Annotated in this window: 7 protein-coding genes; 3 read left to right on the forward strand and 4 right to left on the reverse strand. The window is 58.1% G+C overall.

Annotated elements, in window-relative coordinates; translation table 11 throughout:
- Nucleotides 1-26 precede the first annotated feature (26 nt).
- The gene (locus tag ACO07N_RS25995; protein ID WP_421983778.1) at nt 27-1,619 is read left to right on the forward strand and encodes a flagellar biosynthetic protein FliO; all 1,593 of its coding nucleotides are present in this window, start codon (nt 27-29) and stop codon (nt 1,617-1,619) included.
- Complete coding sequence (gene fliP, locus ACO07N_RS26000) at nt 1,616-2,392, forward strand: flagellar type III secretion system pore protein FliP (protein ID WP_421983779.1); 777 nt, start codon at nt 1,616-1,618, stop codon at nt 2,390-2,392. Before ACO07N_RS25995 ends, fliP begins: the two co-directional genes overlap by 4 nt.
- Nucleotides 2,393-2,478: 86 nt before the next feature.
- Here fliP and ACO07N_RS26005 read toward each other — a convergent pair whose 3' ends face one another.
- Genes ACO07N_RS26005 through carB form a run of 4 tightly spaced genes read right to left on the reverse strand, consistent with a single transcriptional unit; the run spans nt 2,479 to nt 10,151 of the window.
- Complete coding sequence (locus ACO07N_RS26005; protein WP_421983780.1) at nt 2,479-3,195, reverse strand: helix-turn-helix domain-containing protein; 717 nt, start codon at nt 3,193-3,195, stop codon at nt 2,479-2,481.
- Nucleotides 3,173-5,077, reverse strand: a complete 1,905-nt coding sequence (locus ACO07N_RS26010; RefSeq protein ID WP_421983781.1) for an ATP-binding protein — start codon at nt 5,075-5,077, stop codon at nt 3,173-3,175. Before ACO07N_RS26010 ends, ACO07N_RS26005 begins: the two co-directional genes overlap by 23 nt.
- Nucleotides 5,078-5,137: 60 nt before the next feature.
- Entirely contained in the window at nt 5,138-6,904 is a 1,767-nt protein-coding gene (gene carA / locus ACO07N_RS26015; RefSeq protein ID WP_421983782.1) for a glutamine-hydrolyzing carbamoyl-phosphate synthase small subunit, read from the reverse strand.
- Nucleotides 6,888-10,151, reverse strand: a complete 3,264-nt coding sequence (gene carB, locus ACO07N_RS26020) for a carbamoyl-phosphate synthase large subunit (RefSeq protein WP_421983783.1) — start codon at nt 10,149-10,151, stop codon at nt 6,888-6,890. The genes carA and carB overlap by 17 nt, the downstream gene beginning before the upstream one ends.
- Nucleotides 10,152-10,506: 355 nt before the next feature.
- On the opposite strand from carB, the gene ACO07N_RS26025 reads away from it, so the two are divergent.
- The gene (locus ACO07N_RS26025; RefSeq protein WP_421983784.1) at nt 10,507-11,580 is read left to right on the forward strand and encodes a DUF2336 domain-containing protein; all 1,074 of its coding nucleotides are present in this window, start codon (nt 10,507-10,509) and stop codon (nt 11,578-11,580) included.
- Nucleotides 11,581-11,617: the final 37 nt, after the last annotated feature.

Below are 11,617 nucleotides of genomic sequence, written 5' to 3' on the forward strand. Positions count from 1 at the left end.
CGCTGGCGGGGCGGTACGAGGTCAATATGTACAACTGGATTGAATCAACGTTCAACGTAAGCGGCGGCGCAACCCAGGTCATCGCCGCCATACTGGCACTGATCGTTGTCCTGCTGCTGTTCAGCATTTTCGTCTTCGTTCTGAAGCGGCTGACGGGCTCAAACGCCCCGCAGAACAGAAGCCGGCAACCCCGCATAGCGGTCATGGACAGCATGAATGTCGACGCCCGCAGACAGCTTGTCCTGATCCGCCGCGACAATGTCGAGCATCTTCTGCTGGTCGGTGGCCCGAGCGATCTGGTCGTCGAGCAGAACATCGTCCGCAACGCGCCGGTAGCGGCACAAAGGCAGGCACCGAACGCGGTGCCCGCCAATACCGGTTCTGGACCAATGAAGATGCCAACCGCGCCGGGCCCGGACATTCCGGCCAGACCGGAAGAGACGGCACGGCAGCCTGCTGCCGCATTGGTGAAACCGGAACCGGTGCCGGCGGTTCCCCTGAAAGCCAGGGCCGAACCGGCTGTCAGACCAGCCCCGAAGGCTGCTGCTGCTCTCGGCGCGGCGGTTCGGCCGGTCGCCCCGCTGAAAAACGAGGACAAGACCCCGCCCGTGACAGCCCCCGTCCCCTCCGTGGCTGCGAGGCCGACGCAGGAAAAGGAATCAGGCACGTCCCCGGACAGGGCCGCAGACCTTTTGAGGGCGGCCACTCAGAACGGTTTCAACCGGTCCACGAGCGCCGCGCAAAATGTCAGGGAAGATACCGAAGACGCGGCCGGGATCGAAGCTGCCCCGAAGAACAGGATGGAACCCCAGATCGGCGCTCCTTCGAAAGTCAAGGAAGAGCCGGCGCTCAAACCGGCACAGGAACCCGATCAGGAAAAAAGCGCTTCGGAGAGCGATGAAGGCGCATCGGCGCCGCTCAAGAGCCTCGGACGTTCGATCGCCGCCCGCGAACGATCGTCGCAGACGGTTCACACGATTACGCCGCCCTCATCAGGCCCTGCCGCGCGCGCCAAGACCGCGCTGCTCACACCGGTTCAGGTTCCAAAAGAGCCCGACGACAGCGGCTTCATGTTCAAGGAACAGGATGCGGAGACGACGCCGGTCGATCCATCCGGGTTGGCCGTCGATGGGAGCGATGCCCCGGGCGTCGAAGTGAACCGGGAGGATGAGAAACTCAAGCTGTCTGACGTGTTTGGAAACACGGAAAGGTTCAACTGGGGTGAAGACGAGCCGGCGGAATCCGGCGAGGCGGATGCCATCAGCGACGATGCACCGGTTGAAGAGGAGACTGCACCGTCCGAAGACGCACCGGCCTCCCCTCCCCGAGAACTCAAGCTGGATCTTGAGATGGATGATCTCATCGATATCGAAACGCCGGAACCTCAAAAGACCGATCCGGTTGAAGACGGTTCCGGTACACCGGTCCCGAACGTAAAGGGCCCGGAAATGCGATCCGAAGGATCGGCCCCTTCGGCCGCGAAGCAAACGGCGACACTGGATATTATACCGGGAGCCGAGCCGGAACCACGGGTGGTTCAGGGATTGGGCGACAAGAACCCGATCGAGGACGAAATGGCCAAGATCCTCTTCGAGTTGGGCGGACAGCAAAATCGATGAGCGGAGAGCGTCGCGACGCGGGGCATCGGTGGCGGTTCTGGAACGTGGGCGTCTTTCTTGCGCTCACGGCGATCTTGTCCGCTTTCTCATCGCCGGCCCTGGCCCAGGAAATTTCTGTCGGTTTCGGGGACGACGCCAGCCTGACGGAACGCGCCGTTCAGCTGGTTATCCTGCTGACCGTTCTGTCGCTTGCGCCGTCCATCCTGGTCATGACCACAAGCTTCGTGCGCATCGTGGTCGTGCTGTCACTGTTGCGCTCCGCAATTGGCCTTCAGACCGCACCGCCCAACATGGTCATGGTCAGCCTGGCGCTGTTCCTGTCCGCATTCATCATGATGCCGACGTTGCAGGCAGCCTATGACGCGGGCGTCCAGCCGCTGATAGAAGGCGAAATCGAGTTCGATCAGGCCTATGAGCGTGCGGCCGATCCGTTTCGCACCTTCATGCTCTCGCAGGTACGCGAAAAGGATCTGGAACTGTTCCAGGAACTCTCGGGTCAGGAGGCCCCGGAAGGGCCGGAAGATCTGGCCATGGCAACCCTCATTCCGGCATTCATGATTTCCGAACTGAGACGTGCGTTCGAGATCGGTTTCCTGCTTTATCTTCCCTTCCTGATCATCGACCTCGTGATTGCATCGGTGCTGATGTCGATGGGCATGATGATGTTGCCGCCTGTCGTCATCTCCCTGCCCTTCAAGCTCATCTTCTTTGTTCTCGTCGACGGCTGGAACCTGGTGGCCGGATCGCTGGTCAAGAGTTTCGGCGGCGGCTAGCCTGTCTCTCGGGACACCGGCAGAACGTACCAGAGCCTCTCGGCGCAAAAACCGAATCAGACCCGGACCAAGCAGACCGGTATTCCCTAGTAAAAAGTCGGCGAGACTGCGATCTCGGACCAGTACTGAAGAATGACGTCCATAACGGCGACGAATTGATCGTAATCCTGCGGTTTGCACACGAAGGCGCTCGCGTTTCGCTTGTAACATTCGTGCATCTCCACGGCATCGACCGAATTCGACAACATGATGACGGGTTGGTTCCAGTAATTGGGATTGCGCGACAATTCACGCAGAAAGTCGATCCCCGGCAGCTGCGGCAACCGGATGTCCAGAAAGATCAGGTCTGGCGGAACGGTCTGGCTGCCGGGTTGACCGATTTGCCTGAAGTGGGCTTCGGCTTCGATTGCCGAACTGTAGCAGGTGACGTTGACCTCGCGGCGGCTTGCCTCAACGGCCTTCACAAACAGCAACTGGTCATTGGCATTGTCTTCAATGAGCATCACGTTGAGGCGGCGATGGCGTCTGGGCGATATGATGTCTTCCTTGTTTGGCACCCGGACCGGCCCGCTCCCGCTTATCTCAAGCGCTTCGAAAAAATAGTCGACGGGAACACCGAGGACTTCGGCGAGCTTGAAGATCTGGAAGGCCGATATCCGGGACTCGCCGACTTCCTGTTTCTGGACAAGTTGAGGTGAAACACGGAGCCGTTTGGCAAGTTCGGCCTGACTGAGCCCGAGTTGCCGGCGTCTCTCCCTTAGCCTCGCGCCAAGCCTGTCGTCAGGATCGAAGCTGTTGTTCATCGGCATGCTCTTTCGGGGTTGGCGTTGGATCCTTGGGTATCGTGAAGAAGAAGCTTGTCCCGGCGCCCAGTTTCGTCTGCAGCCAGATCACGCCCCCCATACGAAAGACAGCCTTCCGCACGATCGCGAGACCGACGCCGTTTCCGGCCGGTTTTGCCTGCGGATGAAACCGCGAAAAAACGTCGAACACAGCTTCGCGATTGTTTTGCGCAATACCCAGTCCGTTGTCGGAAACCGCGAACTCGTAAACGCTCGGCTTTTCGGTGAAACCTATCTCCAGCTGCAACGGACGATCAGGATGCCGGTAGTTCACGGCGTTCTGGATCAGGTTCTGGAACACATGTGTCATGAGCGTTGCATTGCACGTCACGACGGGCAACTCGTCCATTTTCAGAGTGTGGTCCCGGCCTCCGTCGCCGCGTTTTTCCAGATCGGAATAGATGGAATTGACGAGCTTGCGGCAATCGACCGGCTCGCTGAGATTGGCAACATGATTCAGGCTGGAGTAGATGATCAGATCGTCAATGAGACTGCGCATCTTCACGGACGCGTCCCGTATCCGGGTAAGGTATTGCCGGCATTCTTCGCGGTTTTCGGTCTTTTCCGCCAGTTGCGAGAAGGAATGGATCGTGCGCAGCGGCTCCTTCAGGTCATGTGTTGCGATGTAGGAGAAATTCTTCATGTCGGGATCGATGAGATCATAGGCCGCATGTCCGACTTCGGTCAGGTCGCCGCCCTGTATTTCTTCCGACGGGTTCAGCCTGATGTTGGTGAGCATGGTCAGCCCGCCCCACAAAAGCAGGTTGGCGAAGGCGACGACAAGACAGATCGCGGCTGAGCCAAAGATCTGTGTTTCCCAGGAAGCGTCATTGGCAAAGCTGACGACCACGATCGCCGAGAACAGCCCCGGTCCGAGGTGAACCGGCACGGCACCGACCGCGTCGTCGATCTTCAGGCGAAGCAACAGTCGATCCGTTGCAATCATGATGGCGGCGCCACATGCACCGAACACAAAGCCCATATAGGCGTGTTGCGAGTGCGGAGCCGCTGTTATGGCCACCAGACCCGCCAGCGCGCCGTTCAAAATGATCACCAGGTCCCACCGGCGAAGGACAAGCCTTGAATAGACACAGGCAAAAAGCACACCGCCAACCGCGCCCGAATTCGTAAACGCGACGATACGCGGGATATCGGCGAAACCCGCGAGATCTTCAACAGGCAGGGCGGAACCGCCATTGAAGCCGAACCAGCCGATCCAAAGCAGAAACACACCCAGCGTCGCAAGAGGCAGCGACGACGGGGAGGTTTGCCGTTTTGCACCCGGATGATCGAAGCGGTTCAGTCTCGGTCCAAGTATCAGGCTTCCGATCAAGGCGGCCAGGCCGCCTGCCGTGTGAACGACCGTTGCACCGGCAAAGTCATGAAAGCCGTTCTGCTGCAGCCAGCCACCGCCCCAGACCCAATTGCCGATCAGGGGGAAGACCAGCGCGCCGTTGAAAGCGGCAAAGATCAGAAACGCATTGATCCGCATGCGCTCCGCAACCGCACCGGAAACGATCGAAGTGGAGGAAACTGCGAAGAGCGATACAAAAAGCCAGTAGGCGGGTTGCAACAACCCGCCTTCCTGTTGATCGCCGTCACCCCAGACCTGATAGGCTGACAGGAAATTTCCCTCTCCGATGCCGAACATCAACTGATGTCCCAACAGGTAAAAGGACATCGTGGTGACGGCCAGGGCCGCTACATTCTTGGTGAGAATTGCCGCGACGGATTTGCGCGAAACGGCACCTGCCTCCAGGAAAGCAAATCCCACGATCATCAACATGATCAGGCCGGCACTGATCAGGAGCCCCATCGAGCTCAAGACTTCGGTTATGCTCATGAACGCCTGATCTTGATTGTCTCGGGATAGCGGGTTTCAAGCAACATGGCCTGCGGCCATTCAAGCCGACATCGCGGAGATGTCGGGCTCCGGATACGTTCCGGCCAAAGTCACTTTTTTCTCGGCAACGCTCGCCCGGGCGCGGTCGACAAAGTCATCGAACAGGTAGGCAGCATCATGCGGCCCCGGCGAGGCTTCAGGATGGAACTGGACCGAAAGAATTTGCTGTTTCGGAAGCTCAAAACCGGCAAGTGTCCCGTCAAAAAGGGAGACATGCGTGGTGATCGCATCCTTTGGCAGGCTGTCACGATCGACGACAAATCCATGGTTCTGACTGGTAATCAGAACCGTGTCCGAGTGCTTGTCATAAACCGGATGGTTGGCGCCGTGATGCCCGAAATGCATTTTTGAAACCTTGCCGCCGAGGGCGAGCGCCAGCAGCTGGTGCCCGAGGCATATTCCGAAAATCGGCAGGCCGTTCCGGGTCAGGCTGCGGATAGTCGGTACCGTATAGGGTGCAACCGCGACAGGGTCACCGGGTCCGTTCGAAAGCAGAATGCCGTCCGGCGCAAGTTTCATGACCTCTTTTGACGAAACGGTTGCGGGTACGACCGAGACCCGGCAACCACGCCTCGTCAGGCAGTCGACGATGTTGCCCTTGACGCCATAGTCGATGATCGCGATATGCGGCTGGGTGTTTTCCATGGTTTTCTCTCCTTGGCCCTGGACAATTCGGATTGATTTTGTCGAGGCGCCTTCAACAAGCTTTTGCGACACGAGACTGGGTTGATTTGCCGCCAGGGTGACGAGGCCGGCGGGGTCGTGGCGGGCGCTGGGATCAAAGGAAATCGCGCAATTCTGTGCGCCGTTCTCACGCAGATGACGGGTTAGTGCGCGTGTGTCGATGCCGCAGATACCCGTCAGGCCATGATCGCAAAGCCATTTTTCCAAATGGGTTTCGGACCGGTGGTTCGAGGGGTCGGTAATTTCATCTCTGAGCACGCAGCCGCGCGCCAGAGGGATCTGCGCCTCTGCATCATCGCGGTTCACGCCGACATTGCCGACATGCGGAAACGAGAAGGTGACCACTTGTCCGGCGTAGGAAGGATCGGACAGGATCTCCTGGTATCCGGTCATTGCCGTGTTGAAACAGAGTTCCGCGCTCACTATACCTTCGCGGCCGATCCCCTTGCCGTAAAACAGGGTCCCGTCGGCAAGAGCAAGCAATGCCGAGTGGCGGCACGGTGCGGGCGCGGCGGCGCTGGCATAAACCTTCTTCTCCGGCGCGGCATCGCGATCCGGGCGTGCGTCGCTGCTCCTTTCAAACTTCTGCCGTGCCGCCAGTTCGAGAAAATTCCACAACGGACGACGCAAATCGCGCGGCTTGTCGAATTCCACGTAGGTAACGTCTCCGAGATCCTCCAGATCCCGGATCAGCGTTGTCCTGATGGGCGCATTGCGCCATACGGCAAACAGCATCGGCACGTTCTCGCCGCCAAAGATGTTGTAGGCGACCTCGAAAGCCGTGCTCTCGCTCATGGCGGTGCGAATGTTGATGAAGGCATCGGCATTGCGCATGAGGGAAAGCCGGTAGTCGCGGAAATTGCGCGGCGTGAAGGGCGCGCCGATATTCTGTTCGAAGGCCTCGCGAAACGACTCGTTCGATTGGGCTTCCGCGCTTCCAAGCAGTGAAATGTTGGCGAAGTGCCCGTCAATGCGTGTGATCTCGGACAGGCACTGACTAATGACACTGGCTTCCAGTTCCGAGGACTGGGTCAGCGGTTGACGGACGAGTATGTTGAGCAGATTGTCAGCGCGATTGGACATCGGTACGCTCCTGTTGATTGAGTAGCTGAATGCATGGCCGGATCGACGCAGTGGAACCGCTCTGCGTCAGCGCCGCAACGGCGAGATCGCAAGACCGCATGGTTGTGTAGCAGGGGATGTCATTGCGAAGGGCGAACTTCCGGATACGCTTCGCCTCCGGCGCCGCGCATTCGGCTGCGTCGGGATTGAGGACGAGCCGTATCTGGTCCGGATCGAGGTCCTCAAGAGGATCGCCATCATAGGCACCGACATCCAGGCCGTGCGTCCCCAGAACCGTTCGCACAGTCTCGGGCGCGCATATGTCGATCCCCTTCTTGCGCAAGAGTTTCAGCATTTCGACGAAGCTCGCCGTATCCGCCGGCATGGCGGGAACGATTGCGGCCCCTTCCCGGTCCAGCGAGAACCCGGCCGCCTCCTGGGACTTTGCAAAGGCTTTCGGCAAGGTGCATTCAATGCCCATCACCTCGCCTGTGGATTTCATCTCCGGCCCGAGGAGCGTGTCGCAATCGGCGAAACGTTTGAAGGGAAGGACCGCTTCCTTTACCGAGTAAAGCCCGCGCGTTTCCGGGAACATGTCCGGAAATTCATGCAGTTTGCGGCCGGCGATAACCTGAGCCGCAATTTTGGCGACCGGCACGCCCTTCGCCTTTGCGACGAAGGGGACGGTTCGGCTGGCTCTCGGATTTGCCTCGATCAGGAATACCTGATCCTGCTTGACCGCAAACTGGACATTGATCAGTCCGACGACCTTGAGCTCCCGGGCAATCGCGGCAGTCTGCCGGGTGAGTTGCTCGACAATATCGGCCGGCACAGAATAGGGCGGGATCACACAGGCGCTGTCGCCGGAGTGAACCCCGGCCGGTTCGACATGTTCCATGACCCCTGAAATCCGCACCTCATCGCCGTCACACAATGCATCGACGTCGAACTCGATTGCGTTTTCAAGGTAGCCGTCAATCAGGACTGGCCTGTCATTCGAGACGCTGACCGCAGTGTCGATGTAGGATCTGAGCTCGGCGTCGTCGCGCACGATACGCATTGACAGCCCCCCGAGCACATAGGAAGGACGGATGACGACCGGGTAGCCAATTTCCTGCGCACAGCGAAGGGCTTCTGCTGCGGAACGGGCAATCGCATTTGGTGGCTGCTGCAAGCCCAGACGCTCAACCAGTTCCTTGAAGCTCTCGCGGTCCTCGGAAAGATCAATCGACTGGGGAGGTGTCCCCAGAACCGGGATACCGGCATCCTGGATGGCTGCGGCCAGTTTCAAGGGTGTTTGCCCGCCCAACTGGACGACAACACCGATCAGATCGCCGCTCGCCTGCTCCTTGCGCAACACCTCTAGAACATCTTCTTGTGTCAGCGGTTCGAAATAGAGCCGGTCGGAGCTGTCATAGTCTGTCGAAACGGTTTCGGGATTGCAGTTGATCATGATCGTTTCAAATCCGATCTCCGCGAGCGCTGAACACGCATGCACACAGCAGTAGTCGAATTCGATTCCCTGGCCGATCCGGTTCGGGCCACTTCCCAGAACCGCGATTTTCCGCCGGTTCGACGGATCGCATTCGCATTCCGGGGCAGACATGCCATCGCCCTCGTAAGACGAGTACATGAACGACGTCATGCATTTGAATTCTGCCGCACAGGTGTCGATCTTCTTGATGACCGGTTCAATGCCGGCGCTCCGGCGAAACGCCGCGATCTCGGCCTCGGAGTACCCGGCAAGTTCTCCGATGCGGGCGTCGCTGAGCCCCTGCTTCTTGATCATCAACAGCGTGTCGCGATCCTGGGACAAACGGATCTGCCCGCCCCGTATCCGGGTTTCGAGATCGACAATGGACGCGATCTGGGACACATACCAGGCATCGATCCCGGTCCGCTTGCAGATTGTCTCCGCGTCAATTCCGGCCCTCAGCGCCTGCGCGACCAGCAAGATCCGCATTGGAGCAGGCTTCTCAAGGTCCTGAAGAATGCTGTCCTTGTCCGAACCGTGCCGGGTCTCGTTGAACCCGGTGAGACCGATCTCCAGAGACCGCAGGGCCTTTTGCATCGATTGGGCGAAGTTGCGTCCGATCGACATGACTTCACCCACCGATTTCATTGATGTGGTGAGGTGCGGATGCGCTTCGCCGAATTTTGAAAAATCAAACCGCGGGATTTTGGTGACCACGTAATCTATCGTTGGCTCGAAGCTTGCCGGTGTCGAACCGGTGATCTCATTGGTGATTTCGTTCAGCGTGTATCCGATCGCCAGTTTCGCGGCGATCCGCGCGATCGGAAATCCGGTCGCCTTCGACGCAAGGGCCGAAGAGCGCGACACGCGCGGATTCATCTCGATCAGAATTTGCCGGCCGTTTTCAGGATCAACCGCAAACTGGACGTTGGATCCGCCCGTATCGACCCCAATCTCGCGAAGACACGCCATCGCATTGTCACGCATCGCCTGGTACTCTTTGTCGGTCAGCGTGAGGGCCGGTGCGACGGTAATCGAGTCGCCAGTATGAATACCCATCGGATCGATGTTCTCGATAGGGCAAACTATGATGCAGTTGTCCGCTTTGTCGCGGACGACTTCCAGCTCGTACTCTTTCCAACCCAACAGGGATTCTTCGACCAGAACCGAACCCACGGGCGACGCGTCGAGACCGGTTTCCAGAAGATCAATGAATTCTTCCTTTGTGTACGCAACCCCGCCGCCGGTTCCTCCCAGTGTGAATGAAGGCCTCAGAATTGCCGGCAAACCGGTCACATCAAGGGCGGCGTGGCCTTGCTCAATCGACGTCACCTGAACGGATTTCGCGCATTCGATGCCGATCTTCTCCATCGCGTTGCGGAACAACTCGCGGTCCTCGGCTTTTCGGATGACGTCGGGGCCCGCTCCGAGCAACTCGATCCCGGCCTCGGTGAGAAAACCGCTATCCGAGAGCGCAAGGGCAACGTTCAGTGCAACCTGCCCTCCCATGGTCGGAAGAATGGCGAAGGTCTCATTCGGATGTGCCTGCATTTCGCGCGCAATGACATCCTGTACCGAACCTGGCGTCAGCGGTTCGATATAGGTCGCGTCCGCGGTGTCCGGGTCGGTCATGATCGTGGCCGGATTGGAATTTATGAGCACGACGCGGTACCCGTCTTCGCGAAGCGCTTTGCAGGCTTGCGTTCCCGAATAGTCAAATTCACACGCCTGGCCGATGACGATGGGTCCGGCACCCAGCAAGACGATGGTGTCAATGTCCGTTCTCTTCGACAAAGAAAATCTCCCAGAAAGTTGGCTGCCTGAAACGTAGCGCCGCTCCAGTGAGAGTTTATTAGTCACTGAACAATCGACTTAACATGATTTACTTGAATGACAATTCTAATAACATTAGTAATCACAGAGTTTTTTGAGTAGTGTCATTGATAATATTTAAGTTTATTTTAATATTAAGATATACTTAAAAAAATATACTTTAAATTATTGATTTTAATAGCTTTTAAGGTATGGGATTTCACTGCCCAACAACAGATTTACAGTCGACAAAAGTAGAAGAATATTAATCAAAACATGAAATACTCTGCGGCACTGGGGAGGCCGCTCGTCGGCCGTGTTTTATTTTGGTAGTTCCGTGATACGCGATCAACTTGAACAACTTGCGAGAATCAAAGAACCGGAAGCGCGGTCGAAACTGATCCGGACGCTTGTCGGCGAGTACGCGCGTTCGGAGGAACATGAGCCGACGCCCGTCGAACGTGAACTCTTTTCGAGAATTGTGCTTTCCGTCTTTGATCAGCTTGATCGCGAAGCGCGCTATGAACTCGTGGTGCGCCTCGCCAAGACCGATCGCATCATCTCCGACCTCGCCGACCGTTTGACCCAGGAAGACTACGATCTGTCCGAGCCCGTGATCGAGTGCTCGCCGGTGATCAGCCAGACGGCTCTTATGAACCTGTCCAAGGCAGGCAGCAATGACAAGCGCCTGTCCGTCGCCCGCCGCGCGGATCTGAGCGAAGAAATGAGCGATACGCTGATTGCCCGCAGCAGCCGGAATGTCGTTCACGTATTGCTCGATAACGTAGAAGTCCCCTTTTCGGTAAAGGGCATGCTTGCGCTGCTGATTTTTGCGAACACCGAAGTTGAGGTCCTCGCGGGCATGGCCAAGCGGGCAATCAAGGACGAGGAGTTTCTGGAAACCCTCAAACTCGTGCTCGAGACCGACTGCCCTCTCGTTCCTGCTCCGCTCAAAAGAGCCGTGGATGAAGACGATCTGGAGCGTCTTGCTACCACGATCGGTGACCTTGAGCGCGAAGGCGATATCGAGATTGACGGTGTCCGCTATTCGCGGCACGAGGCCAGCATGCAGATTGCCAATGGCGAACTGTCCTTTGACGCTATCCTACGAACGCTTTTTGAAGATGAGCGCATTGATGCCGCGATCTGGCTGATCGGACGCAGGCTCAATCTTTCAGACGATGTCGTCGCAGAAACGCTCAAGTCCGATGCCGATGGCGCCATCCTTCGGCTCATGCTTCAGACCGGCATCGACGACAAGACCTACAAGGACTTCCTGAAGGCCCGCTGCCGCTGGCTGGACCGGAACACGCGCACGATCCCGGAACTGGTCATGCGCTACAAGGCCGAACTGAAAAAGCCGCACGTGGCCGCCGCGCCGCCGACACCCGCGCTTGGTGCCCTGGGCTGAGCCGGTCCGGCCGTCAGCTTCAACCGGTCTCATTCAT

The sequence above is a fragment of the Roseibium sp. genome, from assembly GCF_965229775.1.
Lineage (GTDB): Bacteria > Pseudomonadota > Alphaproteobacteria > Rhizobiales > Stappiaceae > Roseibium.